Below are 22,463 nucleotides of genomic sequence, written 5' to 3' on the forward strand. Positions count from 1 at the left end.
TTATAAGAATTTCACTTCAATCGTCCAGCACATGCTCGGGCTTGATCCCGTCAAAGAGCGTGGCCTTGGGGGAAACTTTGCCCTTTGCCCCTTTGTCGGCCCCGATGCCCAGAATGGGATTGCCGGGGAACGTCAGGAGCTTGAATTGCAGAGCCACCTTCCACTCGTAATCTTTGGCCGCCGAATTATAGCCGGTCTCATAGGCCACGGACCACTGATAATAGCCGAATTCCTTGCCGATCTCTACGCCCAGCCCCTCGAGGGCGCCTTTTTTTCTGTGCTTGTTGAGGACCTGGCTGCGGGTCTCGTAAATATGCCCGTAGGTCTTGATTTCCCAGCCCCGGCTGGGTTTACCGATCTTGGCGTGGAGGGAAATCTTGTGCTCTTTGTCGAGCTTGACCCAGTCGGTCCCGGACCAGCCGTTATTGATGGTCATCGACCAGCCGACCCCGATCCGGTTGCGGGAATAAACCAGTCCGCCGTTGATTTCCTGCAGCGAACGCAGATAGTCTCCGGTACGCCGGTAGCGGGCCTCGTTGATTTCTCCGCGGATCCATACCCGGAAATTTCGCCGGAAATTCCCGGTTGAAAACAGCTCGTCGCGGATCCGGTCGATATTGAAACTGTGGATATTCCGCGTATTCTGGCGATTCCGGAGGATTTCTCGTACCCGGTCCAGTTCTTCGGGCGTGAGACTTTCTCCTTCCTTATTATACTCCTTTTTCCCGTAATTTTCCAGATCTTCGTTGAAAAGTCTGTTGTCCCTGTATTCGTAGGCCAGATAGAGCACGTTGATGTTCCTCGCGTTGTAGCGCTGCCGGCCCAGGACGAGTTTTTTTCCGGCGTCCTCCTTGTGCCGGTACGTCGAATAGGATGCCGTATAGCGGTGTTCAATGTCGCCGGTATCCACATACTGCACGAGATACGTGCGGTTGTCGGCGTCGATTTCCCGCATCCCCGTGCTCAGATTGTCCCGGATGTCGGAACCCACGCCGTAGCGCAGCGCGAGCGTATCGTCATTTTTGAAGCGGTAGCGCCAGCCATAGCTGTCGAGGACGACTTTTTCCCGGCTGTCGTCGGCGTTTTTCATGTGTTCAACGGCCGAGCGGATCGTGTCCCTCGTGTAGTTCAGGCTGTGCCGGCCGTAATTTACCGTGACGCCTATATTTTCATAGCCGAGGTTGTTGAAATTTTTATCGTCAAGGCGCTCGTCGGTATAGTACCGGTTTTTTTTGTACCAGGCCGAAGCCTTGGTTTCGTTGTCGAGAAGAAAATCCAGCCTGTGCCCGAGGATTTCGTTTTTGACCAGGCCGGGCATACCCGCGTCCCAGGCCTTTTTGTAGTCGACCGTATAGCGGGTTTCGGTGTTGCCCAATTCAAGATTGAGACTGTCCGTGACCTCGATTGCGTTTTCCTTGCCGTAGAGCCGGATTTCCTTGGCCGTGGCCTTTCGCCCGCTGTCCCGGGCCGCGGGTCCCGTTTTCAGGGAACCTTCGTCATAGGCATATCGGGTTCCGGTCAAAAGGATCTTGTTCGTCAGGGAAAAATCCACGCTCCGCCCGGGGTCGTTGGTATTGTCCATAAGCGTCAATGAGTGGTTAGCCTTGATGATGCCCCGCAGTGACGCGTCCTCCCCCGTCGTCGGGGTATCGGTCCAGGGATTGTGGCCCTCTTTATAGACGTCATAGCGCAAATCCGCCGATATGGCGGCTTCTCCGAATTTCCCGAGGGAAATCTCCTCTTTTTCCGCGAGGATTTCATAAAAATCCGATTTATTGACGTATTTTCGGGACGAGCCGTCATAGAGCCCTTCCCGGGAGAGGAATTCCTCTTCCGTCCGGCCCGCCGTCACCCGGATTCGGTGATCTTCCGTGGAGATATCGGCCCAGGCCGAGACTTCGCGGAAATTTTGCTCCAGGAGCGTTTCAAAACGATTGTATTCCATGTCTCTGGGGTTGTTGGCGATGAGCCCGGTCCGGAGGGCGTCTGTTCCCCTGTCGAGGATCCGCCGGTATTCGCGCATATCCGCCCCCAATTTCAGCGTATAGTCCCGGGGGAGTTGATATTCGCCGAGGGAAATCCGCAGATCCTTGCTGTCATAACGCACGTATTCCCGCACGGTCGTCGGGTTGTAGGAATAGCGGAAACGCGTTCCCAGCAGGGACGACACGGTCACGAGGGAATCGAGGTTCGGATCCCGCTCAAAATTCTGCAGAGGGCGGAACTTGTCGCCGTTTTTCTCGTCGTAACTGAAACCGACCCGGCGTTTTTTGTCAAAGGCCTCGAAGCCGAAGTTTTCCGCTCTGGATTTGTCGTCGGAAGCTGTCGATCCGGGATCCATATCGTAGAGATACTGGTAGTAGCCGCCGATCCGGTAGTCGTCGTTGTCCTTGATCAGGGAAAAATGCGAGTAGAGGTCGTTGTCGGTGACGCTGCCGTAGTTGATTTCGTCGATGATGTCGTAGACCATGAGGCTGTAGCTTCTCTTGTCGTCGGTCAGCTTCAGGATCCCCTTGAAGGAAATATCCTCCCGGGGGCCCATGCCGTGTAAGTCCGCGTCCAGCGAATAAAAGCCGATATTGCCGTCAAAGGCCGGCCGCGCGGTGGGGATGGCGTCGGCGGGATTGTCAAACCAGTTGCGGCTCTCATAGGTATTGATGAGCTCGTCAAGCTTTGGGATCATGCTGCGGGTCCCGTACCAGGAATTAAAGGAAAATCGGCCGTAGCGGTCATTGTACTCGTGGCTGACGTTCCAGCGATAACGCTTGCGCTTCTGCTCGTATTCCATGGGATTGCCCGCGCGCATGCCCTCCGTGGCTTTGCTGTAGACGAGATAGTCGTCAAGATTGACCTTCGTGGTCCCGAAGCGTTTCGTCGTGAACCAGTTTTCCCAGCGCCCGATCAAAAATCCCATCTTGTCGGCGAATTTGGGCGCGAAGCCGCCCCGGTAGCGGCTGTCCTTTTTCCCATACAGCACGCCCCAGCTGAGCTGCCAGCCGTAATAGTCGTCGCTGGTCCATGTCGGGAAGAGCGGCACTTCCGAGCCTGCCCGGATATTTTGCCGGAACCAGGGGAAGCGGAAGGGGAAATAATCTTTTTTCCCTATGAAAAAATCGCTGTTCCGGAGCGTCACTTGCTTGTCGACTTCGACCACGATACGGTCCGACAGAAAATGATAGCCCCCCTCCCGGATGTCGCTTGTGGCGACGACGGCTGAATCCGTGGTGATCCGGCCCTTTTCGAGGGTAACGACGCCGTTTTTGTATATGATCCGGTCGCCGCCGAAATAAATCCGCGTGTTGGGCGGCTCGGCCAGCGTGATTTTCGAAACGTCCAGATAGCCGAAGGCCCGGTCAAAGACCCCTTCGTCGCCGGAAACGCTGATTTCCCCTCCTTCCGCCTCGATCTTGATCTTGACGATCCCGGGATCGATTTCGGCGATAAAATCGCCTTCGGCGTAGACGGTTTTCTGATCGGCGGCGCGTCTGACCGTAAAGGCCTTGATCTTCATCTGCTCGTAGTTGAGGTTCACCCCTTCGGGGGAATGGACGGTGTCTTCGGAAAAATCGACGTCAAGAGACTCCGACACGCCAAAAACATCCTCGCTCTTGGGGGATTTGGTCGCGCCTGCATCCGGGAGCGCGAACTTATTGCCCGCGTTGAGGGCGCCGGCGCACAAAATAAAGAAAATCATGGCGCAAATCCGTCTTTTCTTCATGGTCCGTCCTTGCGTTTATCTTCTGGCTTTACGCCTTTTTGATGAGTTTATAGAGGTTCAGGGCGAATATGGTCTTGAAGTCCGCCGTGGCTTTTTCGATTTCCCCCAGGTCCGCCCAATGGTCCTCAAGGATCTCCCCTTCGTCGAGACGAAGGCGCTCGGGCTTGCCGGCGGCTTTTTTCAATTGCGCGATATAGACGAAGAGCCTCTCGGTGCTGCACCCGGGCGAAAGAATCAGGGATTTTTCCGGCGTGTAGAGCAGCGTATAATCCCCGGGCCCGTAGCCCGTTTCCTCCCGCAATTCCCTGTGGAGCGTCGTCAGCGGATCTTCGCCCGCTTCCATGATGCCCGCGGGCACTTCAAGGAGCTCTCCCCGGTAGCCGGGCCGGTACTGTTTCACCAAGAGGGCCTTTTCCCCGGCCGCATCCAGAAACAGCGCCGCGATGGCGTTCGGTTTGTCAAGATACTCCAATGTAAACCCGCTCGCGGGGTGGGGCTCCGTCGCGATTTTCAAAAATTTCAGTTCTTCCGTTTTCATTCCTCCCGTGTTTCCTCCTCTTCGTTTTCTTTTTCTTCCTCCCTGCGCCGGATCAGGAGCAGCACTTCATGGAGCTCCTTTTGCTTTTGCAGGTAGGCGTTTCTGCTTTTTTCCCTGTGGCTGGCGACAACTTCCATGACCGGATGCAAAACCCCCGCGACGATCCCCGCCGCAAAGCCGTTGTTGTAGAGATTGAGCCCTCCGTGGACGACGCCGATACTCTGCACGACCGCGATGTGGAGCCAGCCCGCGACGATTCCCCAGTGGGCTCCGTAGACGCCCGGAATGGGGGCCAGGGCCGTGGCGAAGAGCGCCGAAAGGATGATCGTAAACGTCGACGTGTCGGTTCCGTATTTGCCCAGCGAAACCCCGATCAGGATCGGTATCGTATTGAAAATGGATTCTCCGTAGGCCGAGAAGCCCACCAGCGTAAAGATCGCCGCGAGGAAGGGCCCGTTCAGGGTCATGCCCCAGATGTAGACAAAGGCCAGGCCGATAAAACCCATGACGCCCATGTTGATCAGCGTCGCGCCGAAGCCGTATTTGACCACAAAATCGGCCTTGTATCCGCTGTCTTTGAGCAGGGCCGGATAGCCCCGGAACGAGTTCCCGTTCAGGTAAAAACCGATGAGGATCAGGGAAAAGAACAAAAACATGCAGATGATCCGCAGCGACAGGTCATATTGCGTGGAAATGAGGCTCCGCGGCGTCACGTTGAATTTGTACAGCTTCAGGATCGAAGTCGTCACCGCTCCGATGATTCCCCCCACAAAGCCCAGATTGTAGAGATTGAAGCCTCTGTGGAACTCAAAGAGTTTTTTTGAGAGAGGCGTCACGATAAATCCCAATATAATCCCCAAAAGCAGCGCGTTGATATAGGAGGTCTCATGCCCGTCCACCCGGAAGGCCACTTCGCTCACAAAGGGGGCCAGGGCCGTGGAAAAGGAGATGGCCGGGAAAACTTCCTTGAATTCCGTATGGTCGTAATAGCCGTACAGGATGCCGCCCAGGTAAAAGGGCAGGATGTTGAAGATATTCTTCCCGAAAAAGGAGAAGCCGTAGACCGTAAAAAACGAGGCGAGATGGATGCCCGAGATCTTAACCCTCAAAAGCTTGACGAGGGCAAAATTAAACGCGAAGATCAGCGTGGCGTTCAAAAAGGTGGCCCCCACCCCGCCGATCAGGAAATAGTCCGTAATGAGAATGGCCTGGGATGTGGCGATGGTTTTGAGCCCCTCAAGGATGTTTTCGTCGTTGACCATGACATCAAGCCAAGCGAAAAGGAAAAGCAGCAGGCTCGCCAAGACGATCGTCAAAACGGCTGCCCTTCTCTTTCTTTCTTCTGTAAGTTCCAGCATAATTCCTCCGGATGCAAGTCCTTCCGACCGTGTTTGAGTTTCCGGATCGAAAAAACGGTATACAACATGATATTATGTTTTTCGAAAAAAGTCAAGTTCGGATGTTTGATTTTCGCCCCCTTTTCTGAAATATCATTTGACAAATGGGAAAAACTGTGATAATATGTAGCTTGCATGGAAGGCTATCCTAATTGGTAAGGAACCGGTCTTGAAAATCGGCGTCGTAAGACTTCAGAGTTCGAGCCTCTGGCCTTCCGCCATACGTCCGGTGAGATGCCCGAGAGGCCGAAGGGAGCAGTTTGCTAAACTGTCGTACGGGAAACCGTACCGTGGGTTCGAATCCCACTCTCACCGCCAGCAGAAAATAACGAACGTTCACTTCCGGCGTCGCGCCTCGTAAACGTTCGTTTTTGGTTTATATCGCTCTATTTTGGGGCAACCGCCCCGTACAAAAACCGCTCCTCTTAGTCGGTTTTGCCATGATTTCCGCGTCCGTCGGAGCAACCGCCGCAATGCTTTTTGCCCTGCGGGCCGCGGCCGCCCTTGCCGCCTTTGCCGCGCTCCCCGAAGCCCCTGCCGCGCTGCGCCATGAAGGCTTCCATGGTTTCCCGGCGTTTCTCAAAATCCTCATCGGGGAATCGCTCCTCGCAAGCTTTGATGATGCGCCCGAGGGTTTCCGAAAAGGCCGCCAGCTCCGCATCGCTCACCCCGTCAAGGACGCTTTCCGTCCCGGACGCTCTCTCATTGACGTTCCCCGCTGCTTTGGCGCCTTCTTCCGTCAGCTTGATGATGGAGACGCGTTTGTCCTCCGGAGAGGACTCACGGGTGATATAGCCGCTCTTCTCGAGTTTTTCCAGCAGTTGCGCCGTGGATTGCTTCGTAAGACCCAGCAACCAGGTGAGGTCGCGTTGGCTGATTTCCGGTTTGATTTTTAATATTGCGAGGACCCGTCCCTGCCCCATATGCGGGTCGCGGGTATTCTCGTCGCGCCCGGAGCCGCGGAAAGACGCGCGGCGCATCAGCATTTGCAGTTGTCTGAGTTGTTCTGCTACCGTTGTTTTGATTTCGCTCATTGTGTTTTCCTCCTTGAAGTGATCTTTATTTTGTTCATAATTTGTCCAATACCTGACCGTCATGTACTTGACTGATTGTAGTATAGCACGGCTTTGATTTTTTGTCAAGCACCTGACTAAATATTTTTCAATATCTTTTCCAAGCTGCAAAAAGTTGCAAAATCTGCTATTATATAGGCGCAATAAGTTGCAATCCCCCTTCCAAAAACATATTTCTTGACTTTTTCCGCGTTTGCTGATATAATACTTAAGCTGGCCAGGTTGTCAGCATGAAACAAATGAATATCATTTCAAGAAGAAACGCCTGTTTCTCACCTTATGGACCCGTAGGCGGTCACATCGGGTTATGATGTACAAAATTCGATTGCATAATTATGCAGTTTTGTATTGAGCAGGGTTTCCGTACCCTGTTTTTCTTTATCATGGAGGTGTGTATTATTTCTGAAAAGGTTAGAATCAACGACAAAATCAGAGGGAGGGAGTTCCGGATTATTTCTTCCACCGGAGAACAGCTGGGGATCATGGATCTTGCGGCCGCGATGAATCTCGCGTCCGAGCAGGGCTATGACCTCGTCGAAATCGCTCCCAACGCCAATCCGCCCGTTTGCAAAATCATGGATTTCGGAAAATTCAAGTATGAGCAGACCCGGAAAGCCAAAGAGGCGCGGAAAAATCAAAAACAGGTCGTTGTGAAAGAAGTGAAGGTCACGGCGAGAATCGATGACCACGACCTCGATACGAAAACCGCGATGATAGAGAAATTCCTGTCGAAAGAGCACAAAGTCAAGGTGACGCTGATGCTGTACGGGCGCGAGCGCATGCACGCCGCCCGGGGCGAGCAGACCCTCAACGAAATTGCGGAAAAATTTCAGGAAATCGCTGAAGTTGACAAAAAATACAACGAAAAGCAGAAATATCTCATGCTTTCACCGAAAAAAGCCTGAGCAAATCATTCTTAGTGGAGGAGGTAACACCAAATGCCAAAAATGAAGACCCACAGAGGGGCCAAGAAGAGAATCAAAGTGACGGGAACCGGGAAATACGTGATCAAACATTCCGGCAAAACCCACATCCTGACGAAAAAAGACCGGAAGCGGAAGAACACGCTGCGAAAAGACTATGTGGTCGGGGAAACATTGAAAGAGCATATGAAGGGACTTTTGCCCTACGGAGAAGGAAGATAAATCTATAGGAGGTTTTGATCATGAGAGTAAAAACAGGAATTGTCAGAAAAAGAAAGCATAAAAAAGTCCTTGACGCGGCCAAAGGATTCCGCGGAGCGTCGGGGGACGTCATAAAGCAGGCAAAACAGGCGACAATGCGGGCCATGGCCTATTCCACCCGGGACCACAAAGTCACGAAGCGGAAAATGCGCCAGCTGTGGATCATCCGGATCAACTCCGCGGCGCGGATCAACGGGATTTCTTATTCCACATTCATCAACGGCCTGAAAAAAGCGGGCATCATTCTCGACAGAAAAGTCCTGGCCGATATCGCCCTCAACAACGCGGCCGAGTTCGCGAAACTGGTCGATAACGCCAAAGCGGCGCTGTAAGGTTGCAAATTCAAACATAAGACGCTTCTCTTTGCCCCGGCATCGGGTACGTTGATACAATGGCGGAAATAGCTGAAAATAAGCCATTGCGCTTACATAAACTTCTAGGAGACAGGCAGAATACATTCGCTGTGGTTCCGGGCAGTAAGACCAGGTTTCGACTGATATTGGAGCCGATGAAGGAAAACGGGCGCGTTTTCGAAGATTTTTCAGATTTGCCGTTGGTTTATAAAAAAGAAAGCTATCGTTAAAGTACCCGGGCGGGGGCTTCCGCTCGGGTTTTTTAATTTTAAAAAATGTCGCTTTTAAAGCGACCACTTCCCGATAAAAATGTGCTAAGATGAAAGTACCCGAAACGCGAGGGAAGTTTTTCCCCGGCGGGACATTCGGCCATTCGATATGACGGGAGGTAAAAAATGAAAGAAAATTTGACGGAACTTGTGGCAATTTTGGACAGAAGCGGCTCCATGCAGGGCCTGACGGCGGAAACCATCGCGGGCTACAACAAGTTTCTCGCGGAACAGAAAGAACTCCCCGGAGAGGCAAACCTGACGACGATCCTCTTTGACGACCGCTACGAGGTTCTTCACGAAGGCGTTCCTCTGCGGGAAATCCGCTTCATCACAGAAAGAGAATACTATACAAGGGGGTCGACCGCGCTCCTGGACGCGCTGGGCAAGACCATCAACGCCGTTGGGGCAAAATTGGCCCAGACGCAGGAAGAAGAGCGCCCGGGAAAGGTTTTGTTTCTCGTAATCACCGACGGCTATGAAAACGCCAGCCGAGAGTTTACGGCGGAGCAGATCCGGCAGATGGTGGAACATCAGCGGGAAAAATACAAGTGGGAATTCCTATTTCTCGGCGCGAATATTGACGCCTTCGCGACGGCCTCTTCCATGGGGATCGCGCATGCCTACAACTATACGGCCGATAAAATACGGACCGGTATTATCTATAGCGCGCTGTCCTGCGCGACCAGGAGTTTTCGAAAATGTGCGAATCTCTATGAGGACGAGACCTTCGACGCATTGATGAAAGAGGCTTATGTGGGGCCGAAAGACAAGAAACAGAAGAAATAAAGGGGAAGGGGGCTGTAAAATACCTGATTGACAAAAAACCAAGAATGTGGTAAAGTAAAAATATCAAAATACCAAAATTTCAAGGAGCAGACAATGACTACAGCCCAGACAACCCAACTGAATAAAACAATATCAATTTCTTCAAAAAACCAGATCACAATTCCCAGGCAAATCATGGAGTATTTAGGCTTTGAAAAAGAAGCTCGAATCAAGGTTGTTGGAAATTCTCTTTTGGTAACCCCGGTCAGAGAAGAGAGCAGCGAATTTTCCGAATATATTTTAGCGGATCTGATCAAAGAGGGATATTCCGGGGATGAATTACTTGAAGCCTTCAAAAATAGGCAAAGAGCGATAAAACCGGCGATTCAGGATATGATTGAACAAGTCTTGAAAGGAAAACTTTATACGCATGAAGAAGTGTTCGGAGTGAAGACGAAATGACTTCACTCCTTTATTCGCCGGCAGCTGCGCGATATTTCAAAAAAATGAAAGACGCGCAGTTGAAGGCCAAATTCGAAAAAACAATACTCATGATTCAAGAGGATTATACTGTAACTTGATGAGCCGGTATCAGACCCTACAAGAAAAAATAATTTTGTAAACCGCCTTTTGTATGATATCATCAAGAAAACAACAAGATATGATAAAAGGTTTGGGGATCCGTATGAACACGAAATTAGATGCAGATTTAAAAATTATCATAAATGAAATTCAGGCCATATTGCCTGGCGCGCGCATCATCTTGTTTGGCTCTTATGCGTCTGGCAGGGAAGGCCGGGACAGCGACTTGGATCTCTGCGTCGTTGCGGACCATTTTTCCGGTCGTAGGCTTGATATGATGCACGCGATTCGAAAAGCCGTCGCTGGAAAAATCAAATATTCCCTGGATATTCTTTTGTACCGAAACAGCGAATTTCAAGAATACGCAAAATCAAGGCCGCGACTTGAATATACAATTGCAAACGAGGGGGTAGTTGTGAATGCCTGATCGAGAGCTTGTTTTGGCATGGTTGAACTGGTAGAAAGGGATATGAAAAATGCCTTGCAGCATGCAAAGGAGATATTGATGCTGTTATTCCAATACTTCAAAATAAGGGCATCACGCTCGAAAGCTGATGAAAAAATCTGCGCCGGATAGGCGCAGATTTTAACTTTAAAGACTGCTTCTCGTTACAATGCAAGCCAAACTTATACGGTTATTTTCAGCCCCCTCTCCGAAGGGGGCAGCGAAGCCGCCGGGGGTTGCGCCGCCCTCCTCACAAAAAAATGTCGCTTCCAAAGCGACCATTTCCCAATCGAAATATGTTATGATATCACTATAGGCCCTGATCGCTATCCATCATAAATTATACGAAAATTGTATCAGCAGGAAAACGGGGTAAAAAATTCTCAAAAAAATATTTTTCAGAAAGACAAAATCTGTCGTTCCCTCTGTGCTATACTATTCCTGACAAGCAAGCGTGACGTAGTCAACGTTCAGATTCAACCATGGGTTGCGGGATCGTAAGATCCCCCAGCCCCCTTTACATCCATCATGGATCATGCGGAAATACTCTTGTGTCAAAGGCATCGGAATATATCTCAATTGTCCGTGGTGGATTTTTTATGGTCCAAAAAGGAGGTAAAACATGCCTGTTCCCAAGTATGGGTATTCGGTAAAAAGCGATTGGGTGAGAAAAATCATTTCTGTCGCGGTAAAGATGACGGATTTTCTCGGCGGGCGTCTCGATGTGTTTGCGGATGTGTCTGCGATTCCTCAGTCGATCAAGGTCAAGGGGGAGGATTGGCCGCTTCAGAAGCGAAATTTCTACGGTCGCTCGACGGCGCCGGAAACCAATAGTTGCGTGATGTATGAGGCGTTTTACGGGAAATGAGGTTGTCGGAGCGCCCGGGGGCGGGGGACTGCGGGGGAGTCGGCCGGGAAATTGCGGAGTGGGCTGGAGGGCTGTTTGTGGCCTGTAGGTTTTTGCATATTTCCGATATGCGGGAAAAAGGCGGAATTTTGGGGGTAAATGAAAAGGGGGTTGTGGGTGGCGTGTGGTCTGCAATTGTGACAAGGGTAAAGATGAAGGGCGGAGTTTTGGGGGGTTGAGGGGGTGAAATTTATCAGGTATAATTGTGAGCTGTCACATAGATGAAAAGCCGGTAAATTAGCTCGCTGTGTAAATTTTCTATGTGCCAAAATCATCAAAAAAGACACAAAAAATAATTTACTCTCCGAAATTGGCTTTTTTGTGGATTATCCATAAAAAAACCCGTAACTTGCGGGATTTAAGGCCTTGACAATCGGCGCCGAGTAGGCTATAATAGAAGCAATTGAACGCACAATTATACCTGATAACTGACAGCCTTCACATTTCTGACAAAATGCCGATTTGACGCGCCCTTTTGACGAATAAAGCTCCAAATTTCGTATTGCACTGGCTGAATTACGCACACAATTGTAAAAAGTACAAAAATATAAATCCACCAACGTTTTACGGGAATACGACCCTCAAAATAGAGGCATTTGCCTTGATCGTGGTTGGCATGACCTACAAGATCTTTGCTGAAATTTGATCACGCCAGAGAACAGGATCCCAAGGCAGCATTTTCAAGAAGATTTACCGGTTTTTCGATACTGAGAGGCCTCCCAAACGAGAGCGGACATTACAAAAGATCAAAGCGAGGAGAAAATGACTAAGAAATGCAGGGATTGCCATCACTACAGCGGAATGAAATGTGATCTGGGGCGCACTCTACGCACCAGAAGCCCATCCTCAACATGCGCCTTTGCGGATCCCACAAAAAAATGGTGCTGTAATTGCCGCTTTTACCAAAACGAAGTCTGTAACCTTCGCACGCCTCGCAGAACAAGCGTAACCTCTACTTGCCCGAATTTCACGAAACATATCATGGTATGAGGAAGACAAAGTAGCTCTGAAGTCCATTAGAGGAACAACTTTTATCATATAAAACAAGGAGGATTCATGAAAGAGTATTCTGTAGAAGAAGTTCAGAAACGGATTAGCGAAATTCAACGGGAGAATAAAATTCCGGGTATTTTGATTTGTGGCCAGACTGGAGCCGGAAAATCTTCCGTAGTAAACTATATTTTCGATGAGTCTGTTTCAACAGCAGGTGTAGGAACCCCGTGTACCAAAGGTATCAAATTATATCAGAACAACACAGTAAACATCTATGACAGCGAAGGCTATGAAATAGGGAGCGAAAAACAAGCACATTATGAAAAATTGATTTTCGATGATTTTTTACTTCAAAAAAAAGGATACACTGAAGATTCTATAAACATCATCTGGTACACGATTTCTGCCGCTGGAAAGCGATTTACAGATCTTGATATAAGCTTAATTAAAAAAATCTCTCAAGAAGGATTTCCGATATGCGTATTACTCGCCAAAATAGATGAATTGGATGACAAGAGTTTATTGGAACTTGAAAATGAATTAAAGAAAGCTTTGCCTGTTTTTCCTATTTTTAAAACGAGTATCTTGGCAAAAAACGACGAAGCGGTGGCGAAATATTGTGACTGGGAAAAAATCATTACATGGACGTACGAAAAATTGCCCGAAAACCTGAAATTTAGATATGTATCCGCATTGCAAGAATGTCTTGAATTAAAACGAAATACAGCCGATAACTACATAAATCTGGCTTCTCTCGCTGCTGCGGGGATTGCAGCGTCGCCGATTCCATTCAGTGATGCGGCGCTTCTGGTTCCTCTCCAGACAGGATTACTCATGGAAATTTGCTCTTTGTATGGAATCAAAATCAGTAATTCAGGCATATTTTCCTTTGTTTTGGATATAGGAGTCAGCCAATTGGGAAAATCTATAGCGGGAAATCTTATTAAGCTTATCCCTGGCATAGGTACTGCAATCGGTACAATGATCAATGTAACCGTCGCATCTACAATCACAAAGGCTGTCGGAACTGCACTTTCTGAGGCTATTTATATTCAGTGTAAAAAATCGACTGAAGGAAAAGCTCCTGTAATCGACATTGAAGCGATCATCTCTTCCGGTGAATTTATAAAAAAGGTCATAGAAATGTATAAATCTACAAAGGTATAGGTGTTGTCGTGAACTGTGAAAACCATAACAACATTATGATTTTAGGACAGACCGGAACCGGAAAAAGTTCCTTGATTAACTATCTTGCTGGAAAAGAGGTAGTCAAAACGGGAATAGGGAGACCTGTGACACGTAAAGGTCAATGGGATAAAGTAGCCTTTGCCTCACCAAACAACCCGGAAAAAGAAATTACCATAATTGACAGTTGGGGCCTTGAAGCCAATAAAGCTGAAGAATGGAAAAAGGAAATATTGGGTAAACTCAGTGAATCTATCTCTTATGAAGAGATGATCCTTGGGACCATTTATTGCATATCTTATTCGAATGCAAGAATACAGGAATTTGAACTGGATTTGATTAAAGTAATGCTGGATACCGGATACAAAATCATTATTGCTTTTACAAACTCAGATGATAGCGCCTATCAAGAAAAGAAAATCAAATATAGAGAAATTTTTAACACTCATTTTTCAACCTATACCGGGCAATATTCTATGATCGACGTATGCGCCTTTTCAGTTCCAAAAATTGGTCAACCAAAACCGAAAGGAACTTTCGGCCGAGAAGAACTCCTTAATGTTTTGGAGTCAGATGCACGAAGCAATTTTATAAAAGTTTATAGATCACATCTAAATTCGTGGAAAGAAGAAAGCCAAAATACGTTGAAAATATGGTATACACAGAGTTTTAAAAAAGCCCATGAATTTGAGGGTCGATTTCATGATACAAATACTACGATCGCAAAAAAGATAAATGATGAGATCAACATAGCGTTCAAAAAAAGCTGTGATAAAATTTCTACCAAATTTGTTAATTATATGCGAGACGCCCAAGGCTATTACGACATGTTCTCAGGGACTTTTTCAAAGACCAAACTTACTGGATTACGGAAGTTCAAAGACGTTACGTTTTCAGCTACAATAGTGGGAGAACTATTTAACAAATATGTTGTCAAAGAAGATCTCAAAAAGGGATTGAAAGACGCCATCTGCAGAACTAAGAATGAGGCAACAGAAAAAATTAACCTAAGTTACTCTGAGGCACTCAAAATAATTGCTTAAAAAGGTGATTTTCATGACGCAGACGCAAAATCTCTTATTTTTGAATAATATAAGCGATGAAACAAAAATAAACATTTTTCTATGTGGACAGACAGGGGCGGGTAAATCTTCTATTGTGAATTATATCTTGAAGGAGAATCTCGCGAAAAACAGCGATACCAACGTTACAACAAAAGGGATAAAATCCTATCATAAAGGCGACCTGGGAGAATTGTGGGATAGCGACGGGTATGAAATCAATAATCAGGAGCACTATAAAAGCCTTCTGCATGATTACTTTAAGTTGAGAACACAAAACAACTATGATGAAGTTCTATTGACATGGTTCGTGGTAAACGGAGCCACAAAACGCTTTACTTCTTACGATCAACAATTGGTAGAACTTATTTCCAAAAAGGCAGGCCACATTGCGATAGTAGTAAACAAGATCGATGAACTGAGTAGTAGCCAGTTAAGTCAATTTAAAGATTCCATAAAAAAGCAAAATCCAGAAGGAAATATTTTTCTTGTCAGCACAAAAGCCGTTGAAAACTCAGAACTCATAACATTTTGCGAATGGGATGCTTTGTTCGATTGGACTTACAAAATTGGAAATTCAGGTAATACTGTAATTCGCTTACTGCAACAGCGAGCGGAAAGCGGAGATACGGAAGCTCAAAAGGAATTAAGTATTCTGTTTGAAAGCAAAAATGCGTTCCTGCTGGCAATCAAGTACATAAAATTAGCGGCAAATGCCGGCGATAAAGCAGCATGGGTGAAAATGAAGGAACTGGCAATCAAACATGCAATTTCAAATCAAACCAAAAGCTGATAAAGGAGGAACAAATGGGGAGCTATCGATTTGATCATGATCTTGAATTTTTCAGAACATGTTCGCATGAAGAACTTGAAGAGCTGGAAACCATTCTGATCTGGGGGACGAAGAAGAATAAAGATCAGAACAAGCGGAATATTTCAGAGCAAATTACACGCGAACCTTTGTGGAAGGAATTCCATGAAACGGACAGAACGAAATATTGGTCATTGCTGGCAAGAGAATTACAGGAATATGGGGGCAATACAATTATCAACACAGGCAGAGGTGGCGGCGTATACTATAGAGAAATTCTGGAAGATGTAATGAAAAAAGTAAAAACACCTTTTGACGGGTCACTTAGCACCTCTGTTAATGAACAGAATTTGTTATCCAAGGTCTTTGCAGATTCTATGTGTAATTTTTCCAAAGAACAACAAGAACGAATCATTAGAGAGTTGGATAAAAATGGCTTTCCATCAAATCTGGCTGAAATAGGAACTGGGATAGTAGAAATGCTAAAATTGGGAGGCATGGGAACAGTGATCAGTTACTTTACGGGACCTATTGGATGGTTATATGCGGGGGAGTGGATAATATTTGGACCCGCATACCGGATAACTAAACCTGCCGTGATTCGAGTCAGTATATTGAGAATAATCAAAAGCGCTGAACTGAACAATGAAGCAAATTGCTAAAAAATTATTATAGGTGGTACCCATGCGTGAATTCATAGCCAAATTGAATTTAAAAACTATCTTGCAAATATTGATTCTTCCAGCTATTTCTTATGTCCTGCATATAGCCTATCGCAAAAACAAGTTTATCAGAACACGATTGAGAGGATTGGGATCTTGGATCGGAAAATTGCTTGACATAATCTTAGACCGCCCTCCTAAACCGAAACCCGAATCTATAAACGAGACGCCATCCATTCAAGACAATGGCAAAAATATCGAAACCAAATGCCCTGAATTTACCGAGCAATACCAAGCGCAGAGGCAAAAACTGAAATCTCCGACCATTTTCGTTTGTGGCTATAGCCGCAGCGGGAAGAAATCTCTCATAGATGCCGTTTTCTCCAGAGTCGTTCAAGCCGAAGTAGACGATGCAGACAGCGAACTGACGCAGGACTATGTTGGATATCTGAAAAATGATCTCGTCATTTGGAAATCTCAAAATTGGAAACCAGAGCGCACAGATGACGCGTTCGAAGCGCGGATAAAAGACTTTTTCCAAGAAAAGCGGACAGATGAAGGGTCTTTGATCTGGTTTACTATCCCAAGTGATGCTGACAGTTTGAAATACGAAAAGACCTTTCTGAAGAACATTTTCAATCCGGCAAAAGACATCGTAGTTATTACAAAATGTGATCTTAAAGATAAGAAAAAAGCGATAAAAATATTACGAAAAGAAATCATGACTTGTAACGTTCCCAAAGATCGGATTATTGAGACCAATGAACAACCCGAAGGTTATGATAAGCTTGCATCACTTACTCTCGCATCTCTTGCTGAACCCTATAAAGATGTCTTTGCAGACGAACAGACAAGACGAACTGTCAAAATTGAAATGATCAAAAGCAAACGAAAAGCGGTGGATGCAGATGCAATAATTAAAAATGCCATAGATAGCGCTTCCGCCAATATAAAAAGTTCAATTTCTATTTCAAACATCAACAACTTTTTCCCGATACAGTTCGGCATGATCGGCAAGCTGGCAGCATTGTTTGGTTTGGATGATGAAATGCAGAGAAGAGTGAAATCTCGAATCTTGCCTGACATCTCCAGGGTAGACTCTCTTTTGCACGATTTGATTCCGAAATATGAAGGAAAGGTCAATGCCAAAACGGCTAAGCAATTGACAAAAGCGATCGGCCTGTACGCTAAAGAGAGCTTTCAGGCGGCAGTCATTGGGAAAATTGAAGGAAAAACAGATAAAGAAATCATAGAATTTGACAAAGCTCTTTTTAAAAAATGTTACACGAAAGCTCAACAAGGGCTGTTGGACAAGCTCAAAGCACATGTATGGAAGCGAAGAGCATCCACAGAGAAAAGTTCTGCTTCTAAATGACGCTGAAAAGAAAACTCCCCGCAAAAAACAAAAAAAAATTTACACAACGACAAAATCTGTCGCCCGTCATGTTGTATACTATACTCACAAGGCGGGCGACTCCTCTGAACAAAAGCGAAACAAGAGGAATCGAGGGCTGAGCCGAAAATAAGGCCCAAAGCCTAAATTCCGCCTTGAAAACGCTTGATTGGAGGAAAAAATGATGGTTACAAATTTGAAGGAAATGTACGCGCCCCGATGGCAGGAAAAAGTCCTGCAAAACCTTGACAAGGGCGACCTTGAAAGCTATGCCAAAGCCCTGCTTGAGGCAAGGGAGATCTTCACGGAAGCCGTGAAAAATTCAGAAATCGAAACTACTCTCTTTGCCGAGATCTTTACGATGGATGAAAACAGCCTGGACGAAGCGAACAAAGTAGCGGACGCCTGCGAAAGAACGCTGACGCAAGGCCTCAAGCCTCGCTGGCTGACGCTCAAACGCGTCGACGAAGCCTTCCAGACTTATGAGCTGGCCCTCAAGATCCTCAACGCGATCAGGAGATTCGAGGAAAAAGATTATTGGATCGTTGTCGACAGGCAGCTTGAGCTTTATCAGTGGAAAAAAATGACCGCCCCTTCTCTAAAAAACCTTGGCACTGGAGGTAGCAATGAAAAACCCTGATTTGAAAAAAGAAAACGGAACCGAACCGCAGGAAAACACAAAAAAAGTTCTCCCGATACTCGACCGGGCGGAACTGGACCGAAGACTGGAAAAAATGTCCCGGAGCCTCATCTATCGGGCAAAACAAGCAGTTAAAAGAAAACTGTTGAACCGGGGAAAATCCTTTGATAAAGTGCGCCCAGAGATTTTCATTTCTTGCTATTTGGTCGCTCCGCCGTATAGAAAGGTTTCTACAATAAATGACATCGTAAACAAAATCAAAGCTCTGGGGTATGACGCCATGTTGGATAAGCAGAAGGGCTTGACCGAAGACGACAGAGGCCGCTTTGTTCCCAGCAGCCTGGTTTTCAAATTTAAGGCCAAGGGAGCAGAAGAATATCATGTGGCCGCGTCAGACGACCGGAAAGATTACGAGGACGCGCTGAGTTTTCTCGAAGGAAAGAAAACCGGTGATATCGAGCGGATCAAGCGGATGCTGGGGCTGGAGGAAGCGCCTTCGGGCGATACAGCAGACGGCATGGACGAGAAGAAACAGGATAAAGAATAAGCGAACAGATCGCAGGGAGGCAAAATGCTGGGGATTGAGATCCCGCAAACGATCAAGGACAAAATCCTCGAGAGAGACAGGGACGCGGATCGACAAAAATCGAAATAAAAAGACCGTGAAAAAAATATTTTTTATAACGACAAAATCTGTCGTTGCTCATGTGCTATACTGAGTTTGAAGAGAAAAAAACCAATCAGTCAGGAGGTAAACCCTATGCAAGCGATCGGCGTAAGAATTCTGATTTTCGCTGTCATCGTTATTAACGGGATAATCTGGCTTTGTTCGTCCGATTAGCTCGGCGGGGTAAGAATAGGCATTGCATTCATAATAAGGGGAGGTTGATTTTTTGAAAAAATATGAACTCACTGCGCAAAAGAGAGTAAAAAGAGACGACGGATTCCGCCACACGCTTTACCGAATCCGTGCCTTGCGTGACTTCGAAGATGTGCTCGAAGGACAACCGGGCGGCTGGGTGGAATCAGAGAAAAACCTTTCCCAAGAGGGGAATTGCTGGATTTATGACAACGCCGCAGTTTACGGCAGGGCAGTTGTTTCCGGAGACGCAAAGATCAGAAATTTTGCCCGGATTAGCGGAAACGCCGAAATTTGTGACGAAGCTTCCGTCCGTCATTACGCTAAGGTGGATGGGGAAGCGATCGTCAGAGGCGGCGCGTCGATTGAGGATTTTGCCTGTGTAAAAGACGGCGCCGTCGTAGACGACCTGGCAAAAATATCTCAAAACGCATGCGTCATGAATCACGCACAGGTATCGGGCGAGGCTGAGGTTTACGGAAATGCCCGGATTACCGATGACGCCAAAGTCGGCGAAGGAGCAAAGGTCTACGGAAATGCGCTTATCGGAAAAATGTCTCTACTTTTCGGTGAGTCCGAAGTTTATGACAACGCCCGGGTAATCGGGGATATCTTTGGGGTTTCTGACAATGCGAGAGTCTACGGAAACGCGCTTGTCAACGGAGAAACCGGATACGCCAGCGATACGTCATTTATTTGCGATAACGCCTTATATGCTTCCTGCGGAAGTTTGACAGAAAATGCAAGCGTTTCAGAAAACGCGCATGTATATGATTTTGCCAGCCTCAATGACAATGCCTCCGTAGAGGGAAACGCAACCTTGAGAGATAACGCCGAGATTTGCGGCGACGCCATTGCCTGCGGCAACGCCATTGTCAAAGAAAACGGCAGAGTTGAAGGCGACGGCCTTGTTTCAGACGATGACGTAGTCGACGGGGAAAAGGTCATCACGGAATAAGCCTGATCTTGTAAAAATCTAAAGGAGGACTCATGAAAAAATACGAATTGACAGCAGAAAAGAAAATCTGGATCGAAGACGAAGAAGAACGCAAAATCCTTTATCGTATCCGAGCCCTTAGAAATTTTGATGATGTTCTGAAAGGAGAACGCGGTGGTTGGGTCGAGTCGGATTCCAACCTCTCTCAAGAAGGAAGTTGTTGGATATATGATGATGCGGTTGTTATCGGGAACGCATCCGTATCGGAAGACGCAAAAATTTACGCTTTTGCCGTGATAGGAGGAAACGCCCGGATTTCAGGGAACGCTTGGATTAGCGACAACGCTTGTGTGGGGGATGACGTGACCGTATGTGAATATGCCGGTCTTTCAGACCAAGCCAAAGCGCTTGATTCGGCTGTCATCAAAGGAGAAGCCACGATCTTAGGAAACGCTGTTATCATCGGTCACGCGGAGATTTCCGGAGGCGCCCGGGTAAAGGGAAATTCAAGAATCAATGAAAACGCGAAGATTTACGACGACGCAGAAGTAGAAGGAAACGCCATGGTCACTGGAGAAGCCCAGGTTTACGGCAATGCCCTGGTCTGCGATAATGCACTTGTAGGAAAGAACGCCAAGATCTATGAAAATGCCCGCATTACCGGAAACGTCATGATACTGGGACAAGCGGAAGTATATGGCAAAGCCCGGATAGCGGATAACGCGAAAATTTACGAGTCGGCCAGAATATTTGATGAAGCCTCTATCGGAGGAAACGCGAGGATTTTTGACAGCGCGAAAGTATATGACAGCGCCGGAGTGACAGATAACGCAACCGTAAGCGGAGATGCGGAAATTTACGGAGATGCCGTTATCGGAGGCAATAGCGTGATTACAGAGGGCGAAAAGATATTCGAGTAATCGTGAAATACCATTCGGACAGGAGGCGGCAAAATGAAAAAAACCTCAGGCACAACCAAAAAAAAGAAAGAAACGGCAGAAAAACTCGCGGCCATCAAGAGTCCTTTTTTGAGGTCCATCCTTGAAAAGGCCCCCATGGCCTTGGGCAACTATGATTTCATTTTGAATATCCTGAGCAGTTTCACCGGAGAGAACGAACCCCCGTATCTGGATCTCCTGATGGAGGAAGCCGCTATTTGGGGCATCATGGATAAAGAATATGCCGATGGCGAAAAATATATTTTTGTGGATTGCCATCCCTTTGAGATCTGTGCAGAAACCACAAGAAAAATCGCTGCGGAAATCCTTCCGATCACTTACGACCTCGAGAACAAATATGCGGAAAGATGGCAGAAGGCCATGAGGAAATGCAACCCGGAAATTCCCCTGAGCTGCCGGATCGCCCTGTCGGATGCGGGTGCGTTTTTCGAGGAGACTGTCGTGGAAGTCATCAAAGAAGCGGCTCACAGAATGTATGCCCCGAAACGGCTGTTTGGAGACCTTGTCGGCAGGATAACAGGTATTGATTTCGTAACCCCCGTATGGAGAGGGGTAGCAGGATTGGCTTTAAGTACGGCTGAGGGATTTCGTGATATATTGGGAACGCTTCCCGGGATTTCCAATCTTCACGCCCTCTTTGAGGCTTGGGTTCTTCGGGAAATGTGCGAACAAGGTGAGGAAGCGCCAACAGTAGAAGAAGCGCTTGGGGCAATGAGAGAAATCTGTCTTGCCCTCCGGGATCTGGGAGCAATTGATCAGGTGACCCTGGATTCTTTTATGGAAATGACGAATTTGGATGCGCTCTTTAAGGGAAAACTGAAAGAGAAAATCAAAAAAAACCGCACAATGGATTTGGGAAAAAAATACGCTGAAAGATGGAAAAGCAAAATTCCGTGCGTATTGGATCCTGAAAATTCCAAAACCTTCCGTCTCGTCTTGCTACGCGCGGAGCAAATTTTGCAGCTTGCCTTGAAAGATCTACGGATTGACGACGAAAGGCTCCGGCAGGCGGAAAAAAGCGCCTTGATTTCCAATTTGACCGAGCTTGCTGAGGCGAGAGATCTTCAAGCTCGACTTATGGGCAAAGAAGTCGCTGCGGATTATGCGGAAGTGAAGACAGCCGTCGGAGAATACGAGACGGCCCTGCTGGCGTTGAACGCGTTATAAGGGAGGAGGGTAAATATGCAAAACGGTTTTGAAAGATTTCTTGAATTCACTGCATCCGGGATTGTTAAAGTAATTATTGAGATCTTTAAAGCGATCGGCGCAAGAATTCTGATTTCCGCTGTTATCTTTATTATCGGGATAATCTGGCTTTGTTCGTCCGATTAGCTCGGCAGGATAAGAATCGGCATTATCAATATTATATCAGGGAGGTGTACAAATGAATATTTATAATGACTGGTATGTACTTTCGCTTGTAGTCGTTGGTGTGATTATCGCGGCCTGGATCAAGAACCGCGAATTAATTATAAGACTTTACAAATCGTTTAAAGATTACAGACTACAAATGAAAAAAGACAGAGAAAAGTACGAAGAACATGAAAGAAAAATGACAGAAGAGTACGGTCCAAGGGAGTGGGCCAGAATTAAAGAACAAAGACGGAATATTTTTTACACAGACTGGTATACCGAATACGAAGACCGATACAAAAAAAGATACAAAAAAAGAAGGTCTTAATTTAAGACCTTCTTCAGGGAGCGCGGAAATATGAGCGAAAATGGACTA

At 47.1% G+C, this 22,463-nt stretch carries 22 protein-coding genes, 2 tRNA genes and 1 other annotated feature; of the genes, 20 read left to right on the top strand and 4 right to left on the bottom strand.

Translation table 11 applies throughout. The features are described from left to right. Positions 1–16: 16 nt before the first annotated feature. The 3 genes from LBQ97_01030 to LBQ97_01040 are packed head-to-tail and all read right to left on the bottom strand — an operon-like array spanning position 17 to position 5,611. Complete coding sequence (locus tag LBQ97_01030; protein ID MDR1831300.1) at positions 17–3,718, bottom strand: hypothetical protein; 3,702 nt, start codon at positions 3,716–3,718, stop codon at positions 17–19. A 28-nt stretch (positions 3,719–3,746) separates the two neighbouring features. Further along, entirely contained in the window at positions 3,747–4,256 is a 510-nt protein-coding gene (locus LBQ97_01035) for an NUDIX hydrolase (GenBank protein MDR1831301.1), read from the bottom strand. After that, complete coding sequence (locus LBQ97_01040) at positions 4,253–5,611, bottom strand: DUF1576 domain-containing protein (protein ID MDR1831302.1); 1,359 nt, start codon at positions 5,609–5,611, stop codon at positions 4,253–4,255. The genes LBQ97_01035 and LBQ97_01040 overlap by 4 nt, the downstream gene beginning before the upstream one ends. Positions 5,612–5,790: 179 nt before the next feature. On the opposite strand from LBQ97_01040, the gene LBQ97_01045 reads away from it, so the two are divergent. Further along, positions 5,791–5,874 (top strand) — tRNA-Ser (locus tag LBQ97_01045). Between the two features lie 7 nt (positions 5,875–5,881). After that, a tRNA-Ser gene (locus tag LBQ97_01050) sits at positions 5,882–5,971 on the top strand. Between the two features lie 107 nt (positions 5,972–6,078). Here the strand turns inward: LBQ97_01050 and LBQ97_01055 are convergent. After that, on the bottom strand, positions 6,079–6,687 hold the full coding sequence (locus LBQ97_01055) for a MarR family transcriptional regulator (GenBank protein ID MDR1831303.1): 609 nt from the start codon (positions 6,685–6,687) through the stop codon (positions 6,079–6,081). A 286-nt stretch (positions 6,688–6,973) separates the two neighbouring features. Then, positions 6,974–7,112, top strand: a sequence feature (ribosomal protein L20 leader region). Between LBQ97_01055 and infC the strand changes: the two genes are divergently transcribed. From infC to LBQ97_01145, 18 genes are all read left to right on the top strand, one after another. Continuing rightward, the gene (gene infC, locus LBQ97_01060) at positions 7,110–7,631 is read left to right on the top strand and encodes a translation initiation factor IF-3 (protein MDR1831304.1); all 522 of its coding nucleotides are present in this window, start codon (positions 7,110–7,112) and stop codon (positions 7,629–7,631) included. It overlaps the preceding feature by 3 nt. Positions 7,632–7,664: 33 nt before the next feature. After that, complete coding sequence (gene rpmI, locus LBQ97_01065) at positions 7,665–7,871, top strand: 50S ribosomal protein L35 (protein MDR1831305.1); 207 nt, start codon at positions 7,665–7,667, stop codon at positions 7,869–7,871. Positions 7,872–7,891: 20 nt separating this feature from the next. Further along, positions 7,892–8,242, top strand: coding sequence for a 50S ribosomal protein L20 (gene rplT / locus LBQ97_01070; GenBank protein ID MDR1831306.1), 351 nt, complete (start codon positions 7,892–7,894; stop codon positions 8,240–8,242). Between the two features lie 416 nt (positions 8,243–8,658). Continuing rightward, positions 8,659–9,321, top strand: a complete 663-nt coding sequence (locus LBQ97_01075) for a VWA domain-containing protein (GenBank protein ID MDR1831307.1) — start codon at positions 8,659–8,661, stop codon at positions 9,319–9,321. A gap of 93 nt (positions 9,322–9,414) precedes the next feature. After that, positions 9,415–9,762, top strand: coding sequence for an AbrB family transcriptional regulator (locus tag LBQ97_01080; protein MDR1831308.1), 348 nt, complete (start codon positions 9,415–9,417; stop codon positions 9,760–9,762). A gap of 172 nt (positions 9,763–9,934) precedes the next feature. Next, complete coding sequence (locus tag LBQ97_01085; GenBank protein MDR1831309.1) at positions 9,935–10,309, top strand: nucleotidyltransferase domain-containing protein; 375 nt, start codon at positions 9,935–9,937, stop codon at positions 10,307–10,309. 640 nt (positions 10,310–10,949) lie between these two features. Next, positions 10,950–11,195 (top strand): hypothetical protein, encoded by a 246-nt coding sequence (locus LBQ97_01090; GenBank protein ID MDR1831310.1) that lies wholly within the window; start codon positions 10,950–10,952, stop codon positions 11,193–11,195. A gap of 1,095 nt (positions 11,196–12,290) precedes the next feature. Then, on the top strand, positions 12,291–13,394 hold the full coding sequence (locus LBQ97_01095) for a DUF697 domain-containing protein (GenBank protein MDR1831311.1): 1,104 nt from the start codon (positions 12,291–12,293) through the stop codon (positions 13,392–13,394). An 8-nt stretch (positions 13,395–13,402) separates the two neighbouring features. After that, positions 13,403–14,455, top strand: coding sequence for a GTPase domain-containing protein (locus tag LBQ97_01100; GenBank protein MDR1831312.1), 1,053 nt, complete (start codon positions 13,403–13,405; stop codon positions 14,453–14,455). A gap of 13 nt (positions 14,456–14,468) precedes the next feature. Continuing rightward, a complete protein-coding gene (locus LBQ97_01105) occupies positions 14,469–15,266 on the top strand; it encodes a GTPase domain-containing protein (GenBank protein MDR1831313.1) in 798 nt (265 codons plus the stop codon). A gap of 14 nt (positions 15,267–15,280) precedes the next feature. Then, positions 15,281–15,946, top strand: a complete 666-nt coding sequence (locus LBQ97_01110) for a DUF3944 domain-containing protein (GenBank protein MDR1831314.1) — start codon at positions 15,281–15,283, stop codon at positions 15,944–15,946. 22 nt (positions 15,947–15,968) lie between these two features. Beyond that, complete coding sequence (locus LBQ97_01115; GenBank protein ID MDR1831315.1) at positions 15,969–17,321, top strand: hypothetical protein; 1,353 nt, start codon at positions 15,969–15,971, stop codon at positions 17,319–17,321. 199 nt (positions 17,322–17,520) lie between these two features. After that, positions 17,521–17,979 (top strand): hypothetical protein, encoded by a 459-nt coding sequence (locus tag LBQ97_01120; GenBank protein MDR1831316.1) that lies wholly within the window; start codon positions 17,521–17,523, stop codon positions 17,977–17,979. Next, on the top strand, positions 17,966–18,526 hold the full coding sequence (locus LBQ97_01125) for a hypothetical protein (GenBank protein ID MDR1831317.1): 561 nt from the start codon (positions 17,966–17,968) through the stop codon (positions 18,524–18,526). Before LBQ97_01120 ends, LBQ97_01125 begins: the two co-directional genes overlap by 14 nt. 346 nt (positions 18,527–18,872) lie before the next feature. Continuing rightward, positions 18,873–19,796 carry a hypothetical protein gene (locus LBQ97_01130; GenBank protein ID MDR1831318.1) on the top strand — a complete coding sequence of 308 codons (924 nt, stop codon included), beginning with the start codon at positions 18,873–18,875 and terminating at the stop codon, positions 19,794–19,796. A gap of 32 nt (positions 19,797–19,828) precedes the next feature. Continuing rightward, positions 19,829–20,695 (top strand): hypothetical protein, encoded by an 867-nt coding sequence (locus LBQ97_01135; protein ID MDR1831319.1) that lies wholly within the window; start codon positions 19,829–19,831, stop codon positions 20,693–20,695. A 219-nt stretch (positions 20,696–20,914) separates the two neighbouring features. Further along, a complete protein-coding gene (locus LBQ97_01140) occupies positions 20,915–21,901 on the top strand; it encodes a hypothetical protein (protein ID MDR1831320.1) in 987 nt (328 codons plus the stop codon). Positions 21,902–22,118: 217 nt separating this feature from the next. After that, positions 22,119–22,415 (top strand): hypothetical protein, encoded by a 297-nt coding sequence (locus LBQ97_01145; GenBank protein ID MDR1831321.1) that lies wholly within the window; start codon positions 22,119–22,121, stop codon positions 22,413–22,415. Positions 22,416–22,463: the final 48 nt, after the last annotated feature.

This window comes from Fusobacteriaceae bacterium, from assembly GCA_031272775.1.
Lineage (GTDB): Bacteria > Fusobacteriota > Fusobacteriia > Fusobacteriales > Fusobacteriaceae > JAISST01.